The 25,489-nt window shown below is 67.2% G+C and carries 25 protein-coding genes and 2 pseudogenes; 17 read left to right on the plus strand and 10 right to left on the minus strand.

What is annotated here, in order from left to right:
• Positions 1-73: 73 nt before the first annotated feature.
• Both D575_RS0104360 and gshA read right to left on the minus strand, forming a co-directional pair.
• Positions 74-1,090: a glutathione S-transferase family protein gene (locus tag D575_RS0104360; RefSeq protein WP_018144693.1), complete on the minus strand. Its 1,017-nt coding sequence runs from the start codon at positions 1,088-1,090 to the stop codon at positions 74-76.
• Between the two features lie 149 nt (positions 1,091-1,239).
• Complete coding sequence (gene gshA, locus D575_RS0104365) at positions 1,240-2,826, minus strand: glutamate--cysteine ligase (protein WP_018144694.1); 1,587 nt, start codon at positions 2,824-2,826, stop codon at positions 1,240-1,242.
• 175 nt (positions 2,827-3,001) lie between these two features.
• On the opposite strand from gshA, the gene D575_RS0104370 reads away from it, so the two are divergent.
• The 10 genes and pseudogenes from D575_RS0104370 (at position 3,002) to D575_RS0104420 (ending at position 10,178) form a co-directional block, all read left to right on the plus strand.
• Positions 3,002-3,859, plus strand: a complete 858-nt coding sequence (locus D575_RS0104370) for a helix-turn-helix domain-containing protein (protein WP_018144695.1) — start codon at positions 3,002-3,004, stop codon at positions 3,857-3,859.
• A 139-nt stretch (positions 3,860-3,998) separates the two neighbouring features.
• Positions 3,999-5,087 carry a class I SAM-dependent methyltransferase gene (locus tag D575_RS0104375; protein WP_018144696.1) on the plus strand — a complete coding sequence of 363 codons (1,089 nt, stop codon included), beginning with the start codon at positions 3,999-4,001 and terminating at the stop codon, positions 5,085-5,087.
• 162 nt (positions 5,088-5,249) lie between these two features.
• Positions 5,250-5,411, plus strand: a complete 162-nt coding sequence (locus D575_RS14360; protein WP_018144697.1) for a hypothetical protein — start codon at positions 5,250-5,252, stop codon at positions 5,409-5,411.
• A gap of 34 nt (positions 5,412-5,445) precedes the next feature.
• Positions 5,446-5,898, plus strand: coding sequence for a DUF302 domain-containing protein (locus tag D575_RS0104390; RefSeq protein ID WP_018144698.1), 453 nt, complete (start codon positions 5,446-5,448; stop codon positions 5,896-5,898).
• Between the two features lie 45 nt (positions 5,899-5,943).
• Entirely contained in the window at positions 5,944-6,558 is a 615-nt protein-coding gene (locus D575_RS0104395) for a hypothetical protein (protein WP_018144699.1), read from the plus strand.
• Positions 6,558-7,079 (plus strand): TlpA disulfide reductase family protein, encoded by a 522-nt coding sequence (locus D575_RS0104400; RefSeq protein ID WP_018144700.1) that lies wholly within the window; start codon positions 6,558-6,560, stop codon positions 7,077-7,079. Before D575_RS0104395 ends, D575_RS0104400 begins: the two co-directional genes overlap by 1 nt.
• Positions 7,080-7,205: 126 nt before the next feature.
• Positions 7,206-7,604, plus strand: coding sequence for a hypothetical protein (locus tag D575_RS0104405; RefSeq protein ID WP_018144701.1), 399 nt, complete (start codon positions 7,206-7,208; stop codon positions 7,602-7,604).
• 45 nt (positions 7,605-7,649) lie between these two features.
• Positions 7,650-7,823, plus strand: a pseudogene (locus D575_RS14655) (UDP-2,3-diacylglucosamine diphosphatase); the annotation flags it as partial.
• Between the two features lie 50 nt (positions 7,824-7,873).
• On the plus strand, positions 7,874-8,275 hold the full coding sequence (locus tag D575_RS0104415; RefSeq protein ID WP_018144703.1) for a hypothetical protein: 402 nt from the start codon (positions 7,874-7,876) through the stop codon (positions 8,273-8,275).
• A gap of 217 nt (positions 8,276-8,492) precedes the next feature.
• Complete coding sequence (locus D575_RS0104420) at positions 8,493-10,178, plus strand: alpha/beta-hydrolase family protein (protein ID WP_018144704.1); 1,686 nt, start codon at positions 8,493-8,495, stop codon at positions 10,176-10,178.
• A 12-nt stretch (positions 10,179-10,190) separates the two neighbouring features.
• Here D575_RS0104420 and D575_RS0104425 read toward each other — a convergent pair whose 3' ends face one another.
• Entirely contained in the window at positions 10,191-10,607 is a 417-nt protein-coding gene (locus D575_RS0104425) for an ABZJ_00895 family protein (RefSeq protein ID WP_018144705.1), read from the minus strand.
• A 94-nt stretch (positions 10,608-10,701) separates the two neighbouring features.
• On the minus strand, positions 10,702-11,064 hold the full coding sequence (locus D575_RS0104430; RefSeq protein WP_018144706.1) for a hypothetical protein: 363 nt from the start codon (positions 11,062-11,064) through the stop codon (positions 10,702-10,704).
• A 250-nt stretch (positions 11,065-11,314) separates the two neighbouring features.
• Between D575_RS0104430 and D575_RS0104435 the strand changes: the two genes are divergently transcribed.
• Complete coding sequence (locus D575_RS0104435; protein ID WP_018144707.1) at positions 11,315-11,962, plus strand: outer membrane protein; 648 nt, start codon at positions 11,315-11,317, stop codon at positions 11,960-11,962.
• A 36-nt stretch (positions 11,963-11,998) separates the two neighbouring features.
• On the opposite strand, the gene D575_RS0104440 is transcribed toward D575_RS0104435, so the two are convergent.
• Together D575_RS0104440 and D575_RS13600 are read right to left on the minus strand one after the other, a co-directional pair.
• Positions 11,999-15,175, minus strand: a complete 3,177-nt coding sequence (locus D575_RS0104440) for an efflux RND transporter permease subunit (protein WP_018144708.1) — start codon at positions 15,173-15,175, stop codon at positions 11,999-12,001.
• 3 nt (positions 15,176-15,178) lie between these two features.
• Positions 15,179-15,598 (minus strand): annotated as a pseudogene (locus tag D575_RS13600) (efflux RND transporter periplasmic adaptor subunit); the annotation flags it as partial.
• Positions 15,599-15,807: 209 nt separating this feature from the next.
• Here D575_RS13600 and D575_RS0104450 point away from each other — a divergent pair.
• Both D575_RS0104450 and fliL read left to right on the plus strand, forming a co-directional pair.
• On the plus strand, positions 15,808-16,644 hold the full coding sequence (locus tag D575_RS0104450) for a zinc-dependent peptidase (RefSeq protein WP_018144710.1): 837 nt from the start codon (positions 15,808-15,810) through the stop codon (positions 16,642-16,644).
• Positions 16,641-17,048, plus strand: a complete 408-nt coding sequence (fliL, locus tag D575_RS0104455) for a flagellar basal body-associated protein FliL (RefSeq protein WP_018144711.1) — start codon at positions 16,641-16,643, stop codon at positions 17,046-17,048. The genes D575_RS0104450 and fliL overlap by 4 nt, the downstream gene beginning before the upstream one ends.
• Positions 17,049-17,181: 133 nt before the next feature.
• Here the strand turns inward: fliL and D575_RS0104460 are convergent, their stop codons facing one another.
• Together D575_RS0104460 and D575_RS0104465 are read right to left on the minus strand one after the other, a co-directional pair.
• Positions 17,182-17,478: a hypothetical protein gene (locus D575_RS0104460; protein ID WP_018144712.1), complete on the minus strand. Its 297-nt coding sequence runs from the start codon at positions 17,476-17,478 to the stop codon at positions 17,182-17,184.
• Positions 17,479-17,564: 86 nt separating this feature from the next.
• Complete coding sequence (locus tag D575_RS0104465; RefSeq protein WP_018144713.1) at positions 17,565-19,478, minus strand: ABC-F family ATP-binding cassette domain-containing protein; 1,914 nt, start codon at positions 19,476-19,478, stop codon at positions 17,565-17,567.
• A gap of 265 nt (positions 19,479-19,743) precedes the next feature.
• Here D575_RS0104465 and D575_RS0104470 point away from each other — a divergent pair, with 265 nt between their 5' ends.
• A complete protein-coding gene (locus D575_RS0104470; RefSeq protein WP_018144714.1) occupies positions 19,744-20,667 on the plus strand; it encodes a GGDEF domain-containing protein in 924 nt (307 codons plus the stop codon).
• An 18-nt stretch (positions 20,668-20,685) separates the two neighbouring features.
• Here the strand turns inward: D575_RS0104470 and D575_RS0104475 are convergent, their stop codons facing one another.
• Positions 20,686-21,624, minus strand: a complete 939-nt coding sequence (locus D575_RS0104475; RefSeq protein WP_018144715.1) for a hydrogen peroxide-inducible genes activator — start codon at positions 21,622-21,624, stop codon at positions 20,686-20,688.
• Positions 21,621-21,977, minus strand: a complete 357-nt coding sequence (locus D575_RS0104480) for a DUF3301 domain-containing protein (RefSeq protein WP_018144716.1) — start codon at positions 21,975-21,977, stop codon at positions 21,621-21,623. Before D575_RS0104480 ends, D575_RS0104475 begins: the two co-directional genes overlap by 4 nt.
• Before the next feature lie 96 nt (positions 21,978-22,073).
• Between D575_RS0104480 and D575_RS0104485 the strand changes: the two genes are divergently transcribed.
• Genes D575_RS0104485 through D575_RS0104495 form a run of 3 tightly spaced genes read left to right on the plus strand, consistent with a single transcriptional unit; the run spans position 22,074 to position 25,422 of the window.
• Positions 22,074-22,904 (plus strand): inositol monophosphatase family protein, encoded by an 831-nt coding sequence (locus tag D575_RS0104485; protein ID WP_018144717.1) that lies wholly within the window; start codon positions 22,074-22,076, stop codon positions 22,902-22,904.
• Positions 22,901-24,304: an adenylate/guanylate cyclase domain-containing protein gene (locus D575_RS0104490; RefSeq protein WP_018144718.1), complete on the plus strand. Its 1,404-nt coding sequence runs from the start codon at positions 22,901-22,903 to the stop codon at positions 24,302-24,304. The genes D575_RS0104485 and D575_RS0104490 overlap by 4 nt, the downstream gene beginning before the upstream one ends.
• Positions 24,301-25,422 (plus strand): tetratricopeptide repeat protein, encoded by a 1,122-nt coding sequence (locus D575_RS0104495; protein WP_018144719.1) that lies wholly within the window; start codon positions 24,301-24,303, stop codon positions 25,420-25,422. The genes D575_RS0104490 and D575_RS0104495 overlap by 4 nt, the downstream gene beginning before the upstream one ends.
• Positions 25,423-25,489: the final 67 nt, after the last annotated feature.

Genomic DNA, 25,489 nt, shown 5'->3' on the forward strand with positions numbered 1-25,489 from the left:
CCTTTCCCCCGACACGAATGCGGCCCGGCATCTAGCCGGGCCACGGTTGAACGTCCCAACAGTGTAACGACCGTCACGTTTCGTCGACGTTCCGCAACGCGGCCGGCAGGTCGCCCAGGGGGCGGCCATGCGGCCGGGCGTAGTCAATCATTGGGCCCTTCGGCACGATGCCGCTGGGATTCAGCATCGGGTGACTGCCGTAGTAATGCGCCTTGATGTGATCCATGCGCACGGTCTCGGCCACCCCCGGGCGCTGGTACAGCATGCGCAGATAGGCGGAGAGGTTCGGGAAGTCCAGCAGCCGCTGGCGATTGCACTTGAAATGGCTGTAGTACACCGGATCGAAGCGCAGCAGCGTGGTGAACAGCCGCCAGTCGGCCTCGGTCAGTCGCTCGCCGATCAGGAACGGCTGGCGTGCCAGGCGCTCCTCCAGCCAGTCCAGGGTCTCGAACAGACGGTCGAAGGCCGCCTCGTAGGCCTGCTGGCTGGTCGCGAAGCCGCTGCGATACACCCCGTTGTTCACGTTCTCGTAGACCCGCTCGTTGACCGCGTGGATCTCCTCGCGCAGATCTTCCGGATAGAAATCCAGGGTGTTGCCGGTAATGCCGTCGAACGCGCTGTTGAACATGCGCACCATGTCCAGCGACTCGTTGTTCACGATGCGGTCGGTCTGGGTGTCGAACAGCGCCGGCACGGTGATGATGCCGGTGTAGTTTGGATCGGTACGGGTGTAGAGCTCGTGCATGTAGCGCGACCCGTGCACCCGGTCCCCGGTGCAACCGTCGCAGTCATCAAACGACCAGCCGGCGTCACCCATGTAGTGGTGCACCACCGAAACCCCGATATGCGGCTCCAGACCCTTCAGTTTGCGCAGGATCAGCGTGCGGTGTGCCCAGGGGCAGGCGTAGGAGACATACAGGTGATAGCGCCCTGACTCGGCCGGATAGCCGCCGTCACCCATCGGGCCCGGCGAGCCATCCCTGGTGACGTAGTTACGGTACTGCTGGTCCTGGCGCACGAACTCGCCGCTCTCGTCCGACTCTTCTTCCAGCCAGCCCTCGCGCAATTCACCGTTGATCAAAAGACTCATGCCATGCTCCCGCCGTCTGTGCCCGGCACCGAATGCGCGCACGCCTCAACGGCTGAATGTATGTGATAGCCCGATCATCCCATCGATTTTATCGAAGATAAATCGCGTTAAATGCGGTCGACCGTTCTGAAAAATCGAACGAAACCGATTCAGGAGGCCCGCAGGGTGCCGTCGAAATAGCGCATCAGGAAGGTATCGAAGTCCAGCTCGTCCGCCTGCTCGATGGCCGCCTGATCGGCCAGGCTCTCGCGGGCCAGGGCCTCTAGCGTCTCGGCGCGCGGCAGCGGCCCGTTAAAGCGAAAGGCCTCGCGGTGCTGGGCCGACAGGCGGCGCGCGTAGGAGTAGAACCCCTCCTCGCGCGCCATCATGTCTTCCAGCATGCGCGCGGACGGGGTCAGATCCGCCTGCTCGACCTTGCCCCACTGCTCACTGAGCGCACGGCGGTAGGGGTCACCCGGCAATTCCTGATCCAGAACGGCCGCCACCGGTCGCATCAGCGCCAGCAGCTCGCGCGCCCAGGCCTGGAGCGCAACGCTCTCGCCCCCCCGGCGGAGCTCGAGGCCCGGGCGACGCCCGTAATGCGCGACGTCCAGCAGGTTGCGGTCGATCGCGTCCAGCTCGCCGTCGGCCAGCAGCGGGCTCGGCTGCAGCAGACAGGCCAGCGCGAACACCTCGAGAAAACGCAGCTGAGTCTCGTCCACCCCCAGCGGGTGCTGGGCGTTGATGTCCACCGAGCGCAGTTCGACGTATTCGATGCCACGCGCCTCCAGGGCGTCGGTCGGCTTCTCGAAACGCTCCAGCGGCTGCTTGGGCCGCACGGTGGAGTAGTACTCGTTCTCGATCTGCAGGATGTTGGCATTCAGCTGGCGATACTCGCCATCCACCTTCACCCCGATGTGCTCCCACTCGGGGCTGGGGGTATTGATCGCACAGCGCAGGGAGTCGACATAGCCGGCCAGCGAGTTGTAGTCCGCCTTGATGCCGGTGTCCGCCTCCTTGCGGTTGGTGTAGCCGATATCGCCCATGCGCAGGCTGGTGGCATGCGGCAGATAGGAGGTGTCGTCGTCGAAGTCCTCCAGCACCGCGCCGTGGCCTTCGAGAAAGGAGTTGCAGACGGCCGGCGACGCCCCGAACAGATAGGGCACCAGCCAGCCAAAGCGCAGCAGGTTGCGGATCATCCCCATCATGCGCTCGTCGCGGAAGGCGCGGCCGTCGGGCGCACCGAGCACCTCCGCCAGCGCCGGCCAGAATTCCGGGCGCGGGGAGTAATTGAAGTGGACCCCGGCGATCACCTGCATCTTGCGCCCGTAGCGATGCCCGAGACCGATGCGGTAGACGGTCTTCATGCGCCCGGCGTTGGAGGCACCGTACTGCGCGACCGGAATCGCATTGTCATCGGCCGTCACACAGGGCATGGAGGTCGACCACAGGGTCTCGTCGCCGACGTTGGCGGCGGCGAAGGCCTGCAGGTCGTGCAGGAAACCGAGGGTCTCGCGTACATCCTCGAACGGCGGCGTCACCAGTTCCAGCAGCGCCTCGGAGTAATCCGTGGTGATGTATGGATGCGTCAGCGCGGATCCCAGCGCGGCCGGGTGCGGCGTAAGCGCCGGCGAGCCTTCCGGCCCGACCCTCAGGGTCTCCTTTTCCAGCCCGATCTGCCCGTGCAACCCGACACCCGCCAGCGCCTCGGCCAGCTGGTGCGTCAGATCCTGCAGCTTGCGCTCGTCCGTACTCACGTGATGGTAACCCTGCGGTCATCGAAACCCGGCGAACATACCCGAATGCAACGCCACGGTCACATACGACCCGGTGTGGTCCGCGAGGTTCGTGCGACGCCTGCACCGCAAGCGGTTCCCAAATGGCCTATAACAAACTTGCGGGGTACACGGAATGCTGCAACCTTCATCCAGCATGCTCGACTTTTTCGCCCGGGGACGTGACGCGCCGTTCCTGGAGGAGGCCCGTGCGCGACCCGATCTCCCGGTGCCGATGATCGAGAACGCGCACCCGGCCGGCCACCTGAGCACCCCGCCAGTCTGCGAACTGATGCTGAGCCAGTCCGTGGGCGCCCCCTTTCGCTACCACTGTGACATCGGGGCCGGTCCGTTCTCCGGTTGCGCCGGCCCGCGCGAATTCGTGGTGATCGCCCCGCAGGTCGCGGGACGCTGCCATATGCGGGACCCGGCACGCATGCGGTTTTTCGGCATCCCGCCCGAGCTGGCCCGGGACTGCCTGGAGCGCGACCCCGGCGATCCGCTGGACTTTGGCCACCTGCATACCCGCCACCACCGGGACCCCCTGATCACCCAGGCCCTGGATGCCCTGTGGCAGGAGATGGACCGCGACGACCCGGCCGCGCAACTGTTCGTCGAGAGCATGCTCGCCGTTCTGATTGTGCGCCTGGCCCGCATGGCCGAACACGACCGGGACCTGGACAGGCGCCGGGGCGGCCTGGCACCGCACCAGTCGGCACGGGTGATTGACTACATGCAATGCCACCTGGATCAGCGCATCACCCTGCGCGATCTGGCGGCCCTGACCGGACTCTCGCCCTGGCACTTCGCGCGCGCCTTTCGCGATACGCACGGCCTGCCACCGCATCGCTATCTCACGCGCCTGCGCGTGGAGCACGCCCGCGACCTGCTGACCCGAACATCCCTGAGCATCACCGAGATCGCTGCCGCGACCGGGTACTCCCCGCAACAGCTGGTCCGCCATTTCCGCCAGGCCCTGGGTGTGGCCCCCGCGGCATACCGGCGCCAGCATTAAAACGGATCCATGCGCCCCTGAAATAACCGCAAGATTCGCCCCACCCCCGCAAGATCGTGACCGCCCGCAAGGGCTTCCCGGCCTAGGCTCGAAGTAACGCCGACACCCGGCCCGGTTTGTCCTGGCGGAGGTCCACTGCATGTCGTCAGCCCCGGAATGCCTGTCACCCCCATCTGCCGCCGAGGCCTTCGGCGAGCATCTGGTCAGCGTGCTCAACCACGGCGCGCTGTGCCTGACCCTGTCGATCGGGCACCGCACCGGGCTGTTCGACCACATGCGCGACCGGCCGCCTGCCACCTCCGGCGAGATCGCCGCCGCCGCGGGCCTGAACGAGCGCTACGTACGGGAATGGCTCGGGGTCATGGCGACCGGCGGCATCGTCACGGTGGATGCGGATGGCCCACGATTTGCCCTGCCCGCGGAACACGCCGCCTGCCTGACGTGCGCGGCAGCGGCCGACAACCTGGCCGTGTTTGCGCAGTACATCGGCCTGCTGGGTGGGGTGGAGGACACGATCGTTGCGAAATTCCGGACCGGCGGTGGCGTGGGGTACGAGCACTTCGCGCGCTTCCACGAGGTGATGGCCGAGGACAGCGGCCAGTCCGTACTGTCGTCACTGGAAAGCGACATCCTGCCCTTGGTTCCGGGCCTGACCGACCACCTCGAGCGCGGCATTCAGGTCCTGGATATCGGCTGCGGCAGCGGGCGCATCCTCAACCAGTTGGCCACGCTCTACCCGCACAGCCGGTTCACCGGCCTGGACCTGTCCACAGAGGCCATCGAGCGCGCCCGCGCCGAGACACGCGCCACCGGGCTGGGGAACGTCGAATTCATCCAGGCCGACGCAGCCGAACTGGATCGGCATGTCGCCGCGCAACAGTTCGCGCTGATCACCACCTTCGATGCCATCCACGACCAGGCCGACCCGCTGGGCGTACTGACGGGCATTCACCGCGCGCTCAAGTCCGAAGGCATCTACCTGATGCAGGACATCCGCGGCTCCGGACAGATTCATGGCGATCTCGAGCATCCGCTCGGACCCTTTCTCTACACCATCTCCTGCATGCACTGCATGCCGGTATCGCTCGCCCGGGGCGGACCCGGCCTGGGCGCGATGTGGGGCGAGCCCCGGGCACGTGACTACCTGGAGCGCGCCGGCTTTCATGACATCCGGGTCCACCAGCTGGTCCACGACCCTCAGAACAACTGGTACGTGGCCACCCGTTAACGACGGCGCGAGGAGGACTCATCCATGACCGAAGCCAATCTCTACGAACGCCTGGGCAGCAAGGCACGGATCCGCGGGCTCGCCAGGCAGCATCTTCGACAAGGGGAACACTGATGCATCTGCAACGGCACCGGCGGCCCGCAGGCCTGCAGGGACCGCGACATGCTGACCATCCATCGCGGCATGAACATCCGCGAGGAGGCATTCGTCGGCGTGGTCGACGACCTCGCCGAGACCCTGGAAGAACTCTGGATTGGGCAGCGCGAAAAGGAAGCGCTGCCGATGATCTCCGGGTCATTGAAACCGGAGATCGTTCGCGTCTGACGCGCCTTCACCCACACACCTGGAGGACACGATCATGAAAACACTCACACCCATCGCCGCCTTCACGCTGGCCACTGCACTGGCGCTGTCCGCCCCGCTGGCAGCCACCGAGCCAGACGACCACTTCATCATCCGCGACTGCGAACAGTCGCGCGCGGACCTGGCGGGGGCGATTCGCGAATACGCCGAAAACGAGGAGGACTGGATCTTTCTGGCCGAGTTCGACCTGGCGGGCGGTGACATCACCGCGCTCAAGGTCTGCTACCTGCCGCTGGGACCGGACATCCTGGATGCCGGGCTGCATGTCGGGGCGATGATGCCCTGCGGCCACATCGGCCTGTACGAGGAGGACGGGGGCACGAAACTGTCCATGCTGCACCCGAAGTTCATGACGACACTGCAGCCGCACCCGAGCCTTGAACGTGCCGTGGAAAACGCCGAGCCCGCCTTCGAGGCGCTGCTGGATCATGTCCTTGGTGGGTCGTAGGGACGCCGCGCCAGGCCACCCCGTCGGTTTGCCACGAGGCGCCCAATGCCCGGCCCAGGGTTGACGGTCGTCGCATGGTCGCTTCTGGCTCTGGCGGGGCCGGCCCTTCCGGGCGGCGCCGGGACGGCGGAGGAGATGCAGGTGCATACCGACCCCGACAGTGGGCTGATGACCTGGCACTGGCAGGGCGAGGGGCTTTCGCTGGAACTCGCACAGCGGCTCCCGGACCAGACCCGCGCGTTCTTCCTGGGCCGCGGGTTCGACACCGAGGATGCGACGTTCATCGCCGGCCACTGCGTGTTTCAGGGCGTCCTGCGCAATACCGACCACAGCGCATCGGCCACCGTGGACCTGCGCCAATGGCGCAGCCAAACGCCAAACGGGGCCGCGCGACCGCTCCCCAACCGCGACTGGCAGGACGAGTGGGCGAGCCGGGAGGTTCCAGAAGCGGCCCGCATCGCCTTTCGCTGGGCCTTGTTCCCTGGCGAACACCAGTTCCAGCCTGGCGACTGGCTGATGGGCATGATCGTCTTCAAGCACCCGCCCAGCACAACATTTGATCTGACCGTGCACAGGCGGCAGCAGACGACCCTGCGGCAGTCCACCCTGCCCGACCTGCGCTGCGCCGGGGAACCGGAACGGGACGAGGCCGAACCATGATGAACCGGCGCCGCTTCCTGACTGCCATTCCCGGTGGCCTGCTCGGCCTTTCGCTGCGGCCTGTGTGGGCGGAGGCCACGCACCTGACCGCGCTGGATCCACGCCCCAAGGGCCCGCCCCTGGCACTGGAGGACATCAATGGGCAGCACCACCGACTGGAGGATTATCGCGGACGTGTGGTGGTGGTGAACTTCTGGGCCACCTGGTGCCCACCCTGTCGCGACGAGCTGCCGTCGTTGCAACGACTCTGGGAGCAGTTGCGCGATGCGGGCCTGGTGGTGCTGGGCGTGAACGTGGGCGAAGACGCCGATCGCATCTTCTTCTTTACCGCCGACTACCCGGTCGATTTCCCTCTGCTGCTGGACCAGGATTCCGCCACCATCGACCGCTGGCCGGTTCGCGGCATCCCCACCACGTTCATCATCGATCCCGAGGGCCGCATCGCCTACCGCGCCATCGGCGCCCGCGACTTCGATCATCCACGCCTGCTCGAGCGCCTGCGCGCCCTCGGGCTCGACTGACAGCCCGCTGCAGCGCCCATGGCGCTTTCTGCGGGGCGGCGGCCTTCCCGGATATCGCGGCCGCCCGGTATCCCGATGCCGGCCGATCTTGTAGATTAGCAATCCCTAATAATCAAGGGATGAGACGTGGAGTCGTCCGGAGAACACCGCAGCTGGGAGGACCGGATCGTGGATGCGCTACGCGCGCCCGCGACCTGGCTGTTCGTGCTGGGGCTCGTGCTCGGTGCCGCCGCCGTGCACTGGGGCGTCGAGCGCCCACCGGCCGAGGGGGCATTGATGGTCACGGTGCACAATGACAGCGACGTACTGATCCAGGCAATCCACTTCGACTTCGGCCACGACCTGTCGGAATCGAGCATCCGCGAGGGCCAGCTCCGGCCCGGGGAACACCGGCGGGTGGCGCTGAACCATGTCCCCGCAGCCGGCTTCAACATGGAAATCCGCTACGCCGACGGGCAGGTACAGGAGTTTTGCGCCAACCGCGGCGTGGAAGGCTGGGAACAGGAAGTCCGGGTCTACCGCTAAGGAGACACCACCCAGGCCAGGTGTTCAAGTGCCGGCCAGCACCGGGGCGACATCGGCGAATGCAAAGACTGGGTCGAGCACTGCACCGCATTGGTGGAGGACCGCGCCGGCAACCTCAGCCTGCTGCACTGGTCCGATCATGGCACTGTGCAACACGCGAAGACGGGCACCCCCGCGGTCAATACACTCGATCTTGATTCGCTCCTGGCCAAACGATAGGTGGGCGCTTGTCACCGGGCTGTCATGGCCCCTGTAGTACCGTGGACACAATGAACGAATCGCGATCGCGTCACTGGGCGGGAGCCGGCGCCGACCTGCTCCTGCTGCTGCAATCCATCACTAACCATGAACAGGCCCAGCGCCTGGCGCGTGTGACCGGCTGGGTGCTGGTGTTCGCCGGGGTCGTGGTGGTGATGCTGGGCGTCCTGGTGCAGCACACGCCGACCATGCTCGAAGGCACGCTGGTCGCCCTGCTGGCACTGGTGGGCGGCTGGCTGCGCAGCCGGGTCGCCGCCACACTGCTGATGCTGCTGATGGCACTGGGGCTCGCCACCGGCCTCGCGGTGGGCGCGGCAACCGGCGGACTCCTGCTGCAAGTCGCGTTGTTCGGTGTCGCCCTGCGCATGGTCGAGGGCAGCTTTCGCTTTCGCAAGTCCGTCACAACCCAATAGGCCATATTACGAGGCAGCGAAGCACGAGGGGTCGAAGCACGTTAAGAGGCATTGGTGGCGCCGGACAGCGATTGCTTCGTCGCTGCGCTCCTCGCAATGACGGGGACACAACAAAACGCGATATCGGCGGGCCGCCCGCGGGCGCGGAAACTTGAACCCAGCCGGCGGGGCGGACAGGATGAGCGCCTCCATACCCCGCCAAGGAAGCGCGAACGCGATGTCCGTCGTCGGCCGCCTGCAAACCCGCCTGCGAGCCTTCATCTGGCCGGCCTGGGCCACCCGCATCCTCGGGACGCTGTCGATCCCGGGGCTCATCCTGGCCACGCTGTTCTTTGCCGCCTCGTTGACCCCCAGCCTGATCCCGCGTACCGACGACGTCCAGGGCATCCTGTCCGGGGTGTCGCTGGCGGCCGGCTACGGCCTGGGCGTGTTCTTCCACTGGCTGTGGTCGTACCTGGAACTGCCGGAGCTCGGCGAGCGCACCCACAACACCCTGGTCGTGATCGCCGGCGGCGGGGCCGTGCTGATCGTGCTGATCTTCCTGTGGCAAGCCACCGAGTGGCAGAACAGCATCCGCGCGCTCATGGAACAGGAGCCGGTGGATGGCGGCTTCCCCATCCGCCTGGGGCTGATCGCGGCGGCGGTGTTCATCGCCACGCTTGCCGTGGCACGGCTGTTCCAGTTGCTGGTGCGCTTCCTCGCGCGGCACCTGCGCCGCTTCATCCCGCGCCGGCTGTCCAACGTAATTGGCGTGCTGGTGGCGGCCGGGGTGTTCTGGGCGGTGATCGATGGGGTCATCCTGGAATACAGCCTGCGCGCCGCCGATCGCAGCTTCCAGCAGTTCGACGTACGCGAACACCCCGGGGCGGAGCAACCGGGCGCGACCTTCCGCACCGGCAGCCCGGCCTCGCTGATCAGCTGGGACGAGGGCCTGGGGCGCCAGGGCCAGCGCTTCATCCACCAGGCCCCGGACGCCACCGCCATTAGCGACTTCTCCGGCGAGACCGCGTTGGATCCCATCCGCGTGTATGTGGGGCTGAACGCCGCCGAGACCATCGAGGAACGCGCGCGACTGGCCCTGCAGGAGATGCTGCGGGTCAATGCCTTCGACCGCTCGGTGCTGGTGCTGGCCACGCCCACCGGACGCGGCTGGGTGGACAATCGCGCGATCCAGCCGGTCGAGTACCTGCACGGTGGCGATGTGGCCACGGTGGCCGTGCAGTACTCCTACCTGCCGAGCTGGCTGTCGCTCATGGCGGAATCGCAGTACGGCCATGAGACCGCCCAGGCGGTGTTCGCGGAGATCTACGGCTACTGGAAACAGCTACCGCCGGACGCCCGCCCGGACCTGTACCTCTACGGCCTCAGCCTGGGCGCGCTGAACTCCGAGCGGGCCGCGGACCTGTACGACGTGATCGGCGACCCGTTCTCCGGCGCGCTGTGGGCGGGCCCGCCGTTTCGCAGCGAGACCTGGCGCGACATCAAACGCCAGCGCCAGCCCGACTCGCCGGCCTGGCTGCCGCGCTTTCGCGACAGTTCGGTGGTGCGCTTCACCAACCAGGGAAACCACCTGGATATCCCCGGCGCCGAATGGGGCCCGATGCGCATCGTCTACCTGCAATACGCGAGCGACCCGGTCACCTTCTTCGAGCCCCAGGCGCTGTACCGCCAGCCGGAATGGATGCAGGCACCGCGCGGCCCGGATGTCTCCCCGGACCTGACCTGGTACCCAGTCATCACCATGCTGCAACTGGCGGTGGATGTAGCGATCGGCGATGCCGCCCCGCGCGGCTACGGCCACGTCTACGCCACCGAGCACTACATCGACGCCTGGCAGGCAGTGACCAACGCAGACCGGTCCGCGGACGAGATCGAGTGGCTCAAACGCCACCTGGCCGAGTGACCGACAGGGTGCCTACCCCGCGCTTTCCCCGGCGACCAGGCCTCGCTTGCGCAGGTTGCGACCCGTGAAGTTCACCATTGCCACCACGGTCCCGGCATACAACAACGCGACGCCCCCCACGATCCCGAGCATCACGGCGTCCAGTGCAATCCCCTCGGCCCACATCACCAGCAGGGTGAGCGGAATCTGTGTACCGAGGAGCACCGCGATCATGGCGGCGATCACGCGCCACTTCTCGGCGCGCGACAGATAGCGCCCGTTCCTGCGCCCGAAGGACTCGCAGGGCCACACCACCGCCAGCGCCAGAATGCCCATCCCGATCGCCGTACCGGCTTGATCCAGATCGACATAGGCGCCCGCTACCATGGCAGCGATCGACAGCGAGAAATAAAGCAGTACAAACCGAAACAGCAGACCCTTGATGGACATCGTCTCCCCTCCCTGGGATATCTGAAAGCCGCACCACCCTGTGCGGCCTGGATGCATGTCGGAGTGCCCCGACATGCGCAATCATGACATGCGGCTACTGCTCGGTGAACTTGGCACCTTCGAGGATCACCGGATAGCTGTAACCCGCCCCGAAGTCGCGATCCAGGATCAGCGTTCCGGTCACCAAGACGCGGTCGCCCACCTCGGGCAACTCGGTGGAGGTGATGGTGATGTAATCGCCCTCGCTGCCGGTACCGTCGACGAAGTGGATGAAGTTGCGCCCCATGATGTCGTCGTTCACCCGGGCCACAATGCCGTCGAGCCGAACCTCTTCCCCATCCAGCTCGGACGGGGCCTGATTCAGCTGTTCCACGGTATGCATCGGTTCGGCAGCAGCCACGCCCCACCAAAGCAGCCCCGCCAGCAGTCCGGCCAGAATTCCCGCTTGTCCGCGCATTGCTCGACTCCTGTTCTTTTTACTTTCTTGTGTGCGTACGGGAGGCGCTGATCAGCGCCTCCTTGGGCGAATCGTACCGGGAGCGGCGCAACGCATGCCCTAGATTCATGCAGGGGCACCCACACGCCCGGCGCTCTATCGTCCCATTCTGGCACACAAGGGCGGGCGCCCCATCTAGCCGCCTATGCCACTATGCGCCCGGACGGGGCACCCGTTCACTTCCGCCACCACACCACAAAGGAGAGCCACCATGTCCAGCTATTATCGCCTTGCCACCGCCGTGACCGGCACCTGCATCCTCTTGGCCTCGGCCGGAGCGGTTCAGGCGAGCCCCTTTCACGGTTCCTACATCGGCGGCCAGCTCGGCTGGGTCGGTTATGACATCGACTACCGCGACCCCACCAGCGATGGTCGCATCTCCGGGCTCAGCGCCTCCGGCTTCACCGGGGGTATCATGACCGGCTGGGGTACGGTCCTGGACAACGGCCTGTACCTGGGCTTGGAACTGGATGCGCAGAACGAGGACGCCGACCTGACGGTCACCCTTGATGAGAACGAACTGGGCGTGGATAGCAAGTACAGCTATGGCATCACCGGCCGGCTCGGCACCACGGTAAACGACAACGTCCTGTTCTACGGCCTGGCCGGCTACCAGCACTCGCGCCTGGATTACCGCCTTACCGATACAGACGAGGACATATCCATTCGCTTCAAGGACAGTATCAACGGTGCCCGGCTCGGTGTAGGCGTCGAATACCAGATGGACAACCGCCTGTTCATGCGTGCCGAGTATTCTTACACGCTCTTCGAAAGCGAGCGCTATCACATCGAGGGCGAAACCCTGCACTTCGATCCCGACGCCTCGCGCTTCATGGTCGGTCTCGGCTACCGCTTCTAGCCTGACTGGATGCCCGCCACTTCAATGGCGGGTTTTTCAGGTGACAGGGGCGGCACCCCATGCGCTACTCGTCAGGCGCCGCTTCAGTCCCTCCGCAGCGCGGTTCACTACCAGGTACAGGCAGGGCACCACCAGCAGCGTCAGGATCATCCCGGCAACCAGGCCACCCACCACGGTCAGCGCCAGCGGGCGCATGATCTCCGCCCCTTCGCCGAGGCCGATCGCCAGCGGCAGCATCCCGAGCACCGTCGTCAGCGTGGTCATCAGGATCGGGCGCAGGCGCAATGCCCCGGCCTCCACGACCGCCCGCGCCGGGCTCAGGCCACGGAGTCGACGGCCCTGCTCGATGTACTCCACCAGCAGGATCGCATTGTTCACCACCACCCCGATCAGCAGGATCGCGCCGATCATCACCGGGGCGGAGACCGGTGTGCCGGTCGCCCACAGGATCGCGACCACCCCGATCAGCGACAGTGGCGCGGCCGCCACGATCACCAGCGGGTTGGCCAGGCGCTCGTACTGCACCGCCAGCACCACCAGCACGAGGAAGATCGCGAGCGCCACCACCGTGGCCATCTCGCGCTGGGTCTCCTGGATGGTCTCCCACTCGCCACCGATCAGCAGACTGTAGTGCTCGGGCACATCCACCTCGGCCAGGCGCTGCTCGACCGCGGTCATCACCGAACCGACATCGTTCACCTCGGTGTTGATATCGCCGTTCACCCGCACCACCCGGCTCTGGTTCTCGCGCTCGATATGCGCGGGTCCCTCGCCGATCTCGAACTCGGCCACGTCCGCCAGGCGCACGGGATCCCCGTTGTCGCGGAACAGGATCATCCGCCCCAGGGTGGCCGTATCCTGCACATCCTCGCGCGGCAGGCGCACGCGCAGGTCGTATTCGCGATCGTCACGGACGTACTGCGTCGGCACGGCGCCCTCCACCGCGTCGCGGATCGCCTGCCCCACCTGGCCCACCTGCAGGCCCAGCGCAGCCGCCCGCTCGCGATCCACATGGACGCGCAGGATCGGGCTCTGGTCCTCGCGCCCGACCTCGACGCCCTCCAGGCCCCGGATGCCTTCGAGGCGCCCGGCGATCTCGCGGGCAATGCGGCGCATCTCGGTCAGATCCGCCCCGACCACCGCAATCGAGAGGTCATCCCCGGTGATACTGAACTGCAGCCCCTGGATACTCGGCGGTCGCACGGTAATCCGTGCCCCGGGGAGTTCCAGCGCATCCATTGCCTCCTGCGCCTCGGCCACCCATTGTCCCGCGCTCATCTCGCGCTGTCCGGCCGGGGTCAGCTGGACGGTGATATTGGAGGTGCCGGGGCGCTCGTTGACCACGCCGCCACCGAGATGCCCGCCGACCATCGCGAACACGCTCTCCACATGCGGCAACGCCTCCAGCGCGGCCTCGATATCGCGTGCGGCCGCATCCGTCTCGTGCGGGGGCGTGCCCGGCGGCAGGACCATGCGCACGCTGACCTGGCCATCGTCGACCTGCGGCAGGAACTCGGTGCCCAGCTCACCGCCCACCTGCACCGCGCCGATCAGCAAAACGACGGCCGCCCCCAGCACCGCCCAGCGCAGGCGCAAGATCTTCGGTAGCAGACGGCGATAGCGCCGGCGCAACCCCTGCACCCCGCGATCGAACCCGCGCAGCAGCCAGGTCCGGTCCAGCCCGCTCTCCCAGCGGATGCGCGAAAGAAGGGCCGCGAGCATCGGCACCAGGGTGATGGCCGCGGCCAGGGTCGCGATGATTGCAAACGAAAGCGTCAGGATCAGCTCGCGGAAGATCAGCGCGCCGATCCCGGTGATCAGCAGGAACGGGAGCACCGCGGCCAGATTGGTCAGGGTGCCAGCGGTCACCGCCGAGACCACCTCGCCGGCCCCGTCATGGGCCGCCTGCTCCGGCGACTTTCCGAGCTTGTCGCGATGGCGGACGATGTTCTCCAGCATCACGATGGCGTTGTCGAGCAACAGCCCCACCCCCAGCGCGAGCCCGCCGAGGCTGATGATGTTCAGGGTGAGCCCGCCCAGGCCCATCATGGCGAAGGTCGCCATCAACGCGATCGGGATCGACAATCCGATAATGAAGCTCTTGCGCAGACTGCCGAGAAACAGGAACACCGCCAGCATCGCCAGCACGCCGCCCAGGATCGCGGCGGTACCCACCGAACTGACCGCGCCACGGATGAACGGGGCGGAGTCGCTGACGACCTCCCACTGGATGTCCTCGGGGATGAAGCCCGAGCGCTCGAGTCGTTCGAGCGTGGCGCGTACCGAGTCCACCGATTCGACGGTATTGGCATCCGGCAGCTTGAACACGGACACACGCGCGGCCGGCGTGCCATCCAGGCGGATGAACAGGCGCTGCTCGCGGTGACCATCGCGCACCTCGGCCAGCTCGCCCAGGCGCACATGCGCGGACTGCGGGCCCGGCAACGGGATCAGCACGTTGCGCACGTCCGCCTCGGAGGTAAACAGCCCCTCGGTCTTGGCCATCACATCGAAGGTGTCGGAGGTCACCCAGCCACCGGCCACCTCGCGGTTCTCGGCCGCCAGCGTCGTGCTGATCGCCGCCAGCGACAGGCCGTAGCCGCGCACCCGCTCCTGGTCGAGGATCACCTCCAGCTCGCGCTGCTGGCCACCGGAGGCCTCCACCGAGGAGATGCCGTGGATCGCGATCAACTGCGGCGCCAGCTGATGTTCCACCCAGTCGCGGACCGCGGTCTCCGAGCGCACGGTGGAGGAAAACCCCGCCTCCCAGATCGGGTCCTGCGAGGGGTCGTACTTGTACAGGCGCAGGGACTCGAAATCGTCCGGCAACTGGGTGCGCGCCAGCTCCAGGTGGCGTGCCGCATCCTGCAACGCCAGATCCAGGTTGGTCCCGTACTCGAACAACAGATTGACGTTGGTGCGGCCCTCGGAGGCACGGCTGTAGATGCGGGTCAGGTTCTCGGTGGCCGCGAGGTTGCGTTCCAGCACGCGGGTCACCTGTTCCTCCATCACCTCCGGCGCGGTGCCGGGATGGTTCACGGTCACGCGGATATGCGGATACTCGACGTGCGGCAGCAGGTCCACCGGCAGGCGATCAACAAAGAACATGCCGAGCACGATCACCACCGAGGCCAGCGCCATGATCGCCACCGGCCGGCGAATGGAGAAGCTGGTCACCCGCCCGCGCGGACGGTCCTCCGGTTCGGCCGCCACCCCCTAGCCCCGCCAGCCAACGATGCGCACGCGCTGGCCCTCGCGCATATCGATCGGGTTGGTGGCCAAAACAATCTCGCCGTCCTCCAGGCCGTCCGTGATCTCGGTCCATGGGCCTCGGGTCACGCCGGTCTCGACGCTGCGGCGCTCCAGCTGCTCGTCCACCACCACGTAGACATAGCGCTGGTCGCCGTCCTCGCCGATGGCGGCGGCCGGGACCGCCAGCGCATCCGGGCGTTCGTCGACGGTCATGCGGATGCGCGCAAGGTTGCCCGGGCGCACGCCGTTGTCGGCCGCCTCGGCCGGCAGGGCAATCTCCACCGTCACTTGCTGCGAGTCCGGCGAGGCCGCCGGAAAGATGCGCCGGATCTTCGCGACATAATCGGCATCCGGAAACGCATCCAGCCGAATGGGCACATCCTGGATGTTCGGCATGTGCAGCGACCTGTTTGGCGAGGGGGGCGCGCGGTGCCATCGTGCTCCCGCGGGCGACCGACCGTTGGGATTGATCCCCATGGTAGCGGTTCCTGCCCACGCCCCGCAGGCCAGGGAGGCGCTCGGGGTTCGCGCGGGTGCCCCCTGTTTTCCGGTCCTGCACGGCGCCCGGCGGGCAAACATGCGACGATTGGACGATGCACTCGACACCGCATTTTCCGCTGCGTGGCCTGTTCCGCCGCCTGCTGGGGCCGTTTGCCGGCCTGGAGCCCGAGGCCGTGCAGCTGGACAACGATGAGTGGGAGACCCTGCGCCGGCGGGTCCCGTTCGTCGCCCGCCTCACACCGGAAGAGCGCTCCCGGCTGCGCGAACTGGTCGGCCAGATCCTGGCGCAAAAGGAATTCATCGGCATCGCCGCGGAACCGGAACCCTGGCAGTGCCAGGTGATCGCCGCCTACGCCGCGCTGCCGGTGCTGGAACTGGGCCTCGAGCCCTACCGTGACTGGCGCACGCTGATCCTGTATCCCGACACCTTCGTGCCCGAGCACGAGTGGGTGGACGAGGCTGGCGTCGTCCACCAGGGGGCGATACCCCAGTCCGGCGAGGCCTGGGAGCGCGGCCCGGTCATCCTGTCGTGGAACGATGTCGAGCGCGACGGCGCTGTGGTCGTGCACGAGATGACCCACGTACTGGACGCCGGCAACGGCGAGGTGAACGGGTTTCCGCCGCTACGCCGCGGGCAGTCGGCCGGTGCCTGGACGGAGGATTTCTCGCGGGCCTTCGAGGCATTCGTGGAGGCCGTGGAGTCCGGAGAGATCGACGAGGCGGAGCTGCCGCTGGACCCCTATGCGGCCACCGCCCCGGAGGAGTTCCTGGCCGTCGCGACAGAGTCCTTTTTCTTCGAGCCGGCGCGCCTGCGCGAGGCCATGCCCGAAATCTATGAGCATCTGGTGGCATACTTTGATCAGGAGCCCCATCGACGCGGCGACCTGATCGCCTCCAGCACGCAACCCGCCCCGGAGCACACACCATGATCCGCAGTCCCTTTCGTTCCCTGCACCTTGCTCTTCTGGGGATTGTCCTGATGCTGACCGCGCCCCTCGCGCTCGCCGTGGACGACCTGGACAGCCATTACGTGACCCTGGAGCCCGTGGTGGTGAACATGGCGTCCTCCGACCGCGGGCGCTACCTGCAGGCCTCCATCCAGCTGGAAGGCAACGATCTGGAAGACGCCCGCGCGATCCGCGAGCACATTCCCGCAGTGCGCGACCGACTGATCCGCATCCTTGGCGGGCGCAGTCCCGACAGCCTGACCGGCGGTGGCGCGCGCGAGGACCTGCGCAACGAGGCCACGGAGGAGCTGAACGAGTTGCTCGATGAGATTACCGGGGCGCCGCGGATCGCAGCCCTCTACTTCTCGGATTTCATCCGCCAGTAATCCTCACTCGCCGGCAAGGAAAAGCCCCCGGCAGCACAGGCTACCGGGGGCCGATGCTCCCGCCAGTACATGACGGGATCGAGCCCCGCTGGGGGCTCACTCCTTAATCGATCATCGCTCCTTGATGGAACGATCAGTGCGGCCGATGCAGCAGCGGCATCTCGCCACGCTCCATCATGTGCCGGATCAATGCAGCCCGACCGGGCTCTTCCTGCTCCAGCTCGTCGGCGCACTGCGAAGGCTCGTGCGCGGCCTCCGATAGCATGACCTCCAGCTCGCGCAGGTCGACCTTGGGTTCCTGCAGGTCTTCCGGCTTCGGGTTCTCCAGCATGTTGGTTTTCCAGAACATGCGCGGGTGCCAGCAATGCAGCTTCGCATCCGGGTTGTGAAAGAGCTCGACACAGCGACGATTCAGTTCCTGTGCATTCATGGGGATCACTCCTCGCTCCAATGCGTTCACCCTGATGTATAGACCCCGCAATACCCGAGTTCAAGGGTTGGTCTTTGACGAGCCCCTCATTCGGTGGTTTCTCCCTGCGCCGCCTCAAGGGCCTCCAGCGCCTCCATCCACTCGGCCTCCGCCGTTTCCAGCCGACTGCGCAAATCGCCCTGTTCGCGGGTCAATTGGGCCAGGCGATCCGCCGCCTCATCGGCGTACAGCGCCGGATCGGCCAGCTCGGTCTCCAGCGCATCCAGTCGCTCCTGAACACGGACACATTCCTGCTCGGCTCGGTCCGCACTCTTTTTCAGTGGCTTGAGTGCGGCACGCGCCTGCGCCGCCTGCTGCCGCCGTTCCTTCTGTGACAGTGCCGGACCACTCGGGGACGTCGTGGCGGGCGTTCCGGGGTCTTTCGCGGCGACACTTTCCCGCTCGCGGGCCTTGAGCTCGCGGGCGTAGTCATCCAGGTCCCCCTCGAAGTCGCTCAGGTGGCCGCCTTCCACCTTCCAGAAACGGTCGCAGACGCGAGCCAGCAGTTCACGGTCATGCGCCACCACCACCAGGCCACCGGCATAGTTCTCCAGCGCCTCGGCCAGCGCCTCGCGCATATCCAGATCCAGGTGGTTGGTGGGTTCATCCAGCAGCAGCAACGAGGGCGCCTGCCAGATCAGCAGCGCCAGTACCAGGCGCACCCGCTCCCCGCCGGAACACTGACCCACCGGAGCGTCCGCTTTCTCGCCGGGAAAACCCATGCCACCGAGAAAGTTGCGCAGGCGCTGCTCCTCGGCGCGCGGGTCCTGACGTTGCAGGTGCACCAGGGGCGAGGCCTTCAGGTCCAGCTGCTCGCTCTGGTGCTGGGCAAAATAGCCGACCTTCAGGTTGGGCTCCACGCGGCGCTCGCCCGCGGTCGGGGCCAGCTCACCGGCCAGCAGCGTCAAGAGTGTCGATTTTCCGGCGCCGTTCGGGCCCAGCACGCCGATCCGGTCCTCGGGGCGCAGACGTAAAGTCGTCGGATGCAGGCGGACGCGATCCCCGGATCGCACCTCGGCATGATCCAGCGCCAGCAGGGGGTCGGGCAGGCGCTCCGGGGTCGGGATCTCCAGATGAATCGGCCGGGCCGCGCGGATCACCGCAACCTCGTCGAGCTTCTCCAGACGCTTCAGTCGGCTCTGGGCCTGGCGGGCCTTGCTCGCCTTGGCACGGAAGCGACGCACAAAGTCCTCCAGGTGGGCGCGCTCGGCCGCCACCTTTGCGGCCGACGCCTCGCTCTGGGCCATCGCCTCGGCGCGCTTGGCCTCGGCGTGGGTGTAGCTGCCGGCGTACAGCGCGATACCACCGCGCTCGATGTGCGCGATATGGGTACAGACCGAATCGAGAAACCGACGGTCATGCGCAATCACGATCACCGTCCCCGGATAACGCGCCAGCCAGTCCTCCAGCCACAGGATGGTCTCGACATCCAGGTGGTTGGTGGGCTCGTCCAGCAACAAGAGATCCGAGCGCGTCATCAGCGTGCGCGCCAGGCCCAGGCGCATGCGCCAGCCGCCGGAGAAATCGCTCATGGGCCGATCCGCATCCGCCGCAGCGAATCCGAGGCCTGCCAGCAGTCGGCGCGCACGGGCATCGGCCGTCCAGCCGTCAATCGCCTCCAGCGCGCCAAACAGGCGGGCCTGCTCGGCGCCATCGGACACCTGCTCCAGGCGCTGCTGCAGGTCGCGCAGTTCGGTATCCCCATCCAGCACGTAGTCCACGGCCGAGCGCTCGCTCCCCGGGACCTCCTGCGGAAGGTGCGCCACCACCCATTCCGCGGGCTGGTCGATCTCGCCGGCATCCAGGCTCAATTCGCCCTGCAACGCCGCCAGCAGGCTGGATTTGCCGGACCCGTTGGCGCCGGTCAGGCCGACGCGCCAGCCCGCATGCACGGTGAGGCTGGCGTGCTGCAGCAGGATCTGGCGGCCGCGACGCAGCTCGATATCTTGTATTCGAATCATGCGGCGCAGTGTAGGGCAAGCGCGCGCCCGGCTCATGTAGGCCGGCCGTTCCTCGGGAAACGCCGCCCCGGCGCAGGGTGTCAGAATCCTGCCACCCCTTGCCGCCTGCGGCGGTGAGGACCTGCCGGGGGCGGCGAAAAATCGCCGAATTTCCGTCAAGACCTCTGTTATCCGTGATGCAAATCACTGTTTTAACTAAATATACGATAAGTGGCATGGATCTGGCTTTACTCTCGACCCAACGATCGATGCGAGCGAGACGGCCATGAACCGCGACGGGAACGCCCACAACCTGCGACTGGTATCCGCCAAGGGCAAGACGACTGGCGATGCCGGGACGCCCTTTGATGCCCTGGCCTTCGTGCAGGCCCTGTCCTCCAGCCTCGAGCTCGGGACCGTCCTCGCCCGCCTGCAGGAACACCTGCACGCCCAGGTCCACCACAGCGGCTGGTTCTTCATCCTGCAGGAGAGTGACGAGACCTGGTCCGGCGGCGACGAGGATCGCCATCGCATCGAGTACGGCATGAGCTTCAACAACGAGACCATGGGCTCGCTGATCCTGATGCGCGGCCGCCGCTTCAGCGACGACGAACAGCAGTTGATCGAGGCTTTGCTGGGGCTGGCCGCCCCGGCACTGGCCAACGCCCTGCGTTTCCAGCGCCTGAACGAAAGCCTGGAGACCGATGAACTGACCGGTCTCGGCAACCGCCGCGCCTTCGAGAAACAGGGCGCCCAGTGGCTGGCCGACTGCCGCCGCCAGGATCGCCCGATGTCGGTGCTGGCCATCGATCTCGATCACTTCAAGCGAATCAACGATGAATACGGCCACAGCGTGGGCGACGACATCCTGCGCCTGGTGGCGAAGACCCTGCGCAGCACCACCCGCGAGTCCGACCTGTGTGTGCGCATGGGCGGCGAGGAATTCCTGGCGGTCCTGCCCGGCGCGGATTTGAGCCGCGCGATGGAATGTGCCGAACGCATCCGCCTGGCACTCGCCAGTCTGCGCGCCGGCGCCACCGCCGGCGACAAGTCAACACTGGAGAGCGATGGATCGGTCAAGGTGACCGCGAGCATCGGGGTGGCCGGCATCGGACCCAACGCCACGCTGCAGTCCGCCTACCAGGCGGCCGACGAGGCCCTCTACGCCGCCAAGCGGGCCGGACGCAACCGCGTCCTCGCCGGGAACTGAATTCCCGGAAAGCCGCCCCTATCCGCTGCCAGGCGGAATGAAGTCGACGCAGGTCAGCGGGGTCGACAGCACCGCCTGACGCAGCGCCTCGATGGCCTCCGGACGCGGGAAGCTGGTGCGCCAGGCCAGGGCGACGCGGCGGCTGGGCGCCGGATCCTGAAACCGGCGCACGGCCAGCAGCCGCTGGGCATAACGATCCGCCCCCACCGCCGTGCACGGGAGGATGGTTACCCCCATCCCCGAGGCCACCATGTGGCGGATTGTCTCCAGCGACGACCCCTCCAGATTGCGCGGCGTACTGCCATCCGCAGTCACCGTACGCTGACAGTCCGGGCAGCGCTCCAGCACCTGGTCGCGAAAACAGTGTCCGGCGCCCAGCATCAGCAGGGTCGCATCGGCCATGTCCTCCAGGCGCAGGGGGTCCTTGTCCTTCAGCGGGTGCGCCGCCGGCAGCACGGCCATGAACGGTTCGTCGTACAAGGGAAGCGTGACCACGCCCGGCTCCTCGAACGGCAACGAAATGAGGATCGCGTCGAGCTCACCCTGCTTGAGCCGCTCGCGCAGCCGCCCGGTGTAGTTCTCCTCGATCACCAGCGGCATGTTCGGCGCGCGCTCGCGCAGCGCGGGGATCAGCTCCGGCAGCAGGTACGGCCCGATGGTGTAGATCGCGCCCAGGCGCAGCGGCCCGGACAGCTGGTCCTGGCTCTGCACAGCCACCGAACGCAGCTGCTCGACCTCGGCCAGCACACGCCGTGCCTGTGCGATCACCTGCTCGCCCGCCGGCGTCACCGAGACCTCGCCGCGGCCACGCTCGAACAGGGTCACACCCAGTTCGTCCTCGAACTTGCGCACTGCCACCGAAAGCGACGGCTGGCTGACGTGGGAGGCCTCGGCCGCGCGCCCGAAGTGACGGGCATCGGCCACGGCCACCACGTATCGCAACTCGCTCAGCGTCACCGGGATGCGCCTCCGTTCGGGTCGTCGCGGTCCGGCCCCTGAAACTCGCGGCCGCCGTCCGGCCAGTCCAGGGTCACGCGTTTCAACTGCCGGCCTTCCAGCGAGATCTCGCCGGGGTGTCGCCCCGCCCCATCGGCGGAAAACTCGAAGCGGTAGCGGCGTTGCAGGGCCAGGCCACGGTCGCCCCAGACCAGGCGCTGACCGGTACGCACGACGGTGGCATCGAGCAACTGCACCCCTGCCCGCTCGCAGGCCTGCCGCCCCACCCGACGGGCACGTTCGTTGGCACGCCAGGTGTCATTAACGTAAAACCCTATCAAGGTAATGGAGATGATTATGATCAAGCCGGTCATGGACCGGTATGATAAGCGCAATCGAACCCGAGTTTTTCCGGGCATGCCCGGCCGTCTCCGGTTCGTTTACCTTGCCACCAGCGTTTCCGGGTCTGCATGACTACCACTGCCATCCCCTTCTCCGATCTCGCGCAGGGCCTGCGCGAGATCGGGCAGCAAGAACTGCTGCCCCGCTTCGAGGCCGATATCGCCGTTGATTACAAGGCGGACGGCAGCGTGATCACCGAGGCCGACCACGCGGTGGATGCGCGTGTACGCACCCTGCTGGGCGCATACGGACAGAACACGCCGGTACTGAGCGAGGAACAGACACGCGGCGAACAGGCACGCGTACTGGAGACAGCCCCCGCCTTCTGGCTGGTGGACCCGCTGGACGGCACCTCCAATTTCGCCGGTGGCATGCCCTTCTTCGCCATCTCCATCGCCCGCATCGAGGGTGACCGGGTCACCCATGGCGCGACCTACGATCCGGTACGCGAAGAACTCTTTACCGCCACCGAAGACAGCGCGCTGGAACTCAACGGGGTCACCCCGCCGGCGACCACTCGCCCTCCCGTCACGGAGCTGGGCCGCGCCATCGCCCTGGTGGACTACAAGCGCCTGGATGCCCCCCTGGCGGGTGAGCTGGCCTGCAACGCACCGTTTCGCTCGCAACGCAACCTCGGCGCCTGCGCCCTGGAGTGGGCCTGGCTGGCCGCCGGCCGCGCCGATCTGTACCTGCACGGTGGCCAGGCCCCATGGGACAGCGCGGCCGGTGGGCTGATGCTCGCCCGCGCCGGCGGTGCCATGTGCAACCTCGCGGGCGAGCCCGTATTCGGACGATCGCTGACCAAGCGCTCCGCGGTGGCGGCGCGCTCCGACACCCTGCTCGCCGACTGGCGGGCGTGGCTAGCCCCTTGGCTTGCCGCCCCGGAGACCCCCTCGTGATCCGCCGCCGCAAGTCCGGCAGTGGCGCACGCCTGGGCGTCGGCAGCACCGACTTCACCCCACGCTACCTGCCGATCGCATGGAAGATCGTCGCGGCGATCGCCGGGCTGACACTGGCCGGGATCGTGACCCTGTCGGCTGTGGTGCTGAACCAGGTCAGCAACGTGCTGGACAACCAGATTCGCGCCCAGGCCGAGAGCACCGTGGCGCCAGTCGCGCGGACCTCGGCGGAACTGATGCTGGCCGAGGACTACCTGACCCTGGAGACCCTGCTGAACTCACTGGTGGAGGAGGGGCGCGTCGAGTCCATCGCCGCCTACGCGATCGACCGCGGTCAGGTTGCCCGCGCCGGGACACCCCCGGACCAATCCCTCACCGACGGGGTGTGGCCGCTGGCACCGACGATGGAGCCCTACCGACGCAACGTGCGCTTTCAGGACGTACAGGTGGGCTACATCGAGGCCTACATCGACACCTCGCCAATGCAGGAGCTAATCCGCAACACCCTGAACGCCGGGATCGCCACGGCCGTCGGGGTGTTTCTGCTGAGCCTGATCCTGGCCATCGACATCAGCAAGCGCCTGGTGCGCCCACTGGAACGCCTGGCCGAGAGCATGCGTTCGCGCGCCCGCCCCATGGATGACCAGGGCAACACGCTGCCGATGGTGCGCCAGGACGAGATCGCCCAGCTGACCGACGCCTTCAACGATATGGCGCGCGACCTGCTGCGCAAAGACCAGGTCGAGGCCGCCCTGCGCCGCTATGTGTCGGACGCCATCGCCCAGGACATCCTGGAGAATCTGGACCGGGTGGAGCTGGGCGGTCGCGCGCTGGAGGGATCGGTACTGTTTGCCGACATCCAGGGCTACACCGCGCTTTCGGAGCGCTGCAGCCCGGAGGCCCTGGGCCGCATGCTCAACGAATTCTTCGGGCCGATGTCGGAATGCATTGCCCGTCACGGCGGCACGGTGGACAAGTACATGGGCGACTGTACCATGGCGGTCTTCGGCCTCGCGGCGGATGCCGGAAACCATCGCCTGACCGCTGTGCAGACCGGCCTGGCCCTGCTGGACACCGTCGCCTCGATCAACGCCGAGCGTGAACGCCGCGGCGATACCCGGGTGGAGTTCCGTATCGGCCTGAATGCCGGCGAGATGCTGGCCGGCAACATGGGGGCCGAAGACCGCATGCAGTTCACCGTAGTCGGCGACACCGTCAACCTCGCGGCCCGCCTGGTCACGGTCGCGCCCGCCGGCGGGCTGGTCACGACTGCCGCATTCATGGAGCACGAGCAGGTGAAGGGACAGTTCCGCACCGAAGACTGGGGCACCCACGAGCTGCACGGGGTCAGCGAAGCCGTGCCCACCACCCGGGTACTGAACGCTACGGATCGCACATGACTGCAGCCCGCGGCCTGTTCCCGCTCGCGAGTATCCTGCTGGCCCTTCTGCTGGTCCAGGGCTGCGCCGCTCTGGACCCCTTCGCCCCGCCCGAGCAGCGCATCGAACGCGCACTGGAGACGGGTAACTACCAGCATGCCCTCGAGCTGATCGACGAGCACGACCCGGAACCGCGAGCCCGATGGGCCGAGCGCCGGGCAGCCATCGAGGACGAGGCCGCGACCGCCGCGACCGAGGCGATGCACGAAGCGCGCGCCGCCTCGGCCGAAGGCGCGGTCGCTCAGGCCCTGGAGATCCTCGAGACGGCCGAGGCACAACTGCCGCCGGACAGCGAACGTCGGGAATTCATCAGCCAACTGGAACGCCAGCGACAGGTTGGATTGCAGACCCTGCAGCAACGCCACGACATCCTCGAGGCGCGCGCCCTGGTCCAGCGGCTGCGCCTGCTCGAGGTGATGCGTCCGTTGGTGCGCCACAGCGAACGGCTGCCGGACGATCCCGACCGCCTTGCCAATCGTCGCGAGCCCCTGGCGCGGGCGCTGGATGGCTACGCCGCCGACACCGATGGCGAGGAACGCCTGGAGCTACTGCACCTGGCCCAGGGCCTGGCCTCCGACTCCGAACGCGCAGAACGCATCGCGCGCCTGGAGCGGGAACTGCGCCAGGCCGAAGCCCCCGAGATCGAGGAAGAGGTCCCGCATTCCACCATCAATGCACGCCTGCGTCAGGCCCTGGAGGCCGGCGAATTGGCCACGGCAGCGCGCTGGTGTCGCAACGAGATCACCCCCGACACCGACGCCTCCGGCCCGGACCAGGCCGCCCAGCGAGCCCATCGCGCGCTGTGCGAGGAATGGCGCGAGCGCCGAGACGCGCGCGCCGAGACGCTGCTGGAGGAGGGCCGCAGCCATTACTCCGCCGGTGACATCGAAGAGGCCCTGAGACACTGGGAAGAGGGGCTCGAACTGGCGCCCGACCATGCCGGACTCCTCTCGGCCCACGAGCGTGCGCTGCGCGTCGTCGAACGCCTGGAGAGCCTGCGCGTGCCGGAACCGCTCCCCGAAGCGGAGGCAGACAGCCCGCCCGACGACGTGCCACAGGCCGAGCCCGATGCCCCGTAGCGCGCGATCCGGCGGCCGGCGCTGCGGGCCGCGCGTATTCGCCGTAGAATACGGCCCGCCCACCGGA

The organism is Thioalkalivibrio sp. AKL6 (assembly GCF_000376905.1).
GTDB lineage: Bacteria > Pseudomonadota > Gammaproteobacteria > Ectothiorhodospirales > Ectothiorhodospiraceae > Thioalkalivibrio > Thioalkalivibrio versutus.

Excerpts from the sequence above, each read along its gene's own strand:
- D575_RS0104435 (WP_018144707.1), top strand. The coding sequence starts at position 11,315 with ATGTCCAGCTATTATCGCCTTGCCACCGCCGTGACCGGCACCTGCATC.
- D575_RS0104395 (WP_018144699.1), top strand. The coding sequence starts at position 5,944 with ATGCCCGGCCCAGGGTTGACGGTCGTCGCATGGTCGCTTCTGGCTCTG.
- D575_RS0104465 (WP_018144713.1), bottom strand. The coding sequence starts at position 19,478 with ATGATTCGAATACAAGATATCGAGCTGCGTCGCGGCCGCCAGATCCTG.
- D575_RS0104450 (WP_018144710.1), top strand. The coding sequence starts at position 15,808 with ATGCACTCGACACCGCATTTTCCGCTGCGTGGCCTGTTCCGCCGCCTG.
- D575_RS0104495 (WP_018144719.1), top strand. The coding sequence starts at position 24,301 with ATGACTGCAGCCCGCGGCCTGTTCCCGCTCGCGAGTATCCTGCTGGCC.
- D575_RS0104370 (WP_018144695.1), top strand. The coding sequence starts at position 3,002 with ATGCTCGACTTTTTCGCCCGGGGACGTGACGCGCCGTTCCTGGAGGAG.
- D575_RS0104375 (WP_018144696.1), top strand. The coding sequence starts at position 3,999 with ATGTCGTCAGCCCCGGAATGCCTGTCACCCCCATCTGCCGCCGAGGCC.
- D575_RS0104480 (WP_018144716.1), bottom strand. The coding sequence starts at position 21,977 with ATGACCGGCTTGATCATAATCATCTCCATTACCTTGATAGGGTTTTAC.
- D575_RS0104460 (WP_018144712.1), bottom strand. The coding sequence starts at position 17,478 with ATGAATGCACAGGAACTGAATCGTCGCTGTGTCGAGCTCTTTCACAAC.
- D575_RS0104470 (WP_018144714.1), top strand. The coding sequence starts at position 19,744 with ATGAACCGCGACGGGAACGCCCACAACCTGCGACTGGTATCCGCCAAG.
- fliL (WP_018144711.1), top strand. The coding sequence starts at position 16,641 with ATGATCCGCAGTCCCTTTCGTTCCCTGCACCTTGCTCTTCTGGGGATT.
- D575_RS0104415 (WP_018144703.1), top strand. The coding sequence starts at position 7,874 with ATGAACGAATCGCGATCGCGTCACTGGGCGGGAGCCGGCGCCGACCTG.
- D575_RS0104360 (WP_018144693.1), bottom strand. The coding sequence starts at position 1,090 with ATGAGTCTTTTGATCAACGGTGAATTGCGCGAGGGCTGGCTGGAAGAA.
- D575_RS0104430 (WP_018144706.1), bottom strand. The coding sequence starts at position 11,064 with ATGCGCGGACAAGCGGGAATTCTGGCCGGACTGCTGGCGGGGCTGCTT.
- D575_RS14360 (WP_018144697.1), top strand. The coding sequence starts at position 5,250 with ATGCTGACCATCCATCGCGGCATGAACATCCGCGAGGAGGCATTCGTC.
- D575_RS0104390 (WP_018144698.1), top strand. The coding sequence starts at position 5,446 with ATGAAAACACTCACACCCATCGCCGCCTTCACGCTGGCCACTGCACTG.
- D575_RS0104425 (WP_018144705.1), bottom strand. The coding sequence starts at position 10,607 with ATGTCCATCAAGGGTCTGCTGTTTCGGTTTGTACTGCTTTATTTCTCG.
- D575_RS0104485 (WP_018144717.1), top strand. The coding sequence starts at position 22,074 with ATGACTACCACTGCCATCCCCTTCTCCGATCTCGCGCAGGGCCTGCGC.
- D575_RS0104420 (WP_018144704.1), top strand. The coding sequence starts at position 8,493 with ATGTCCGTCGTCGGCCGCCTGCAAACCCGCCTGCGAGCCTTCATCTGG.
- D575_RS0104400 (WP_018144700.1), top strand. The coding sequence starts at position 6,558 with ATGAACCGGCGCCGCTTCCTGACTGCCATTCCCGGTGGCCTGCTCGGC.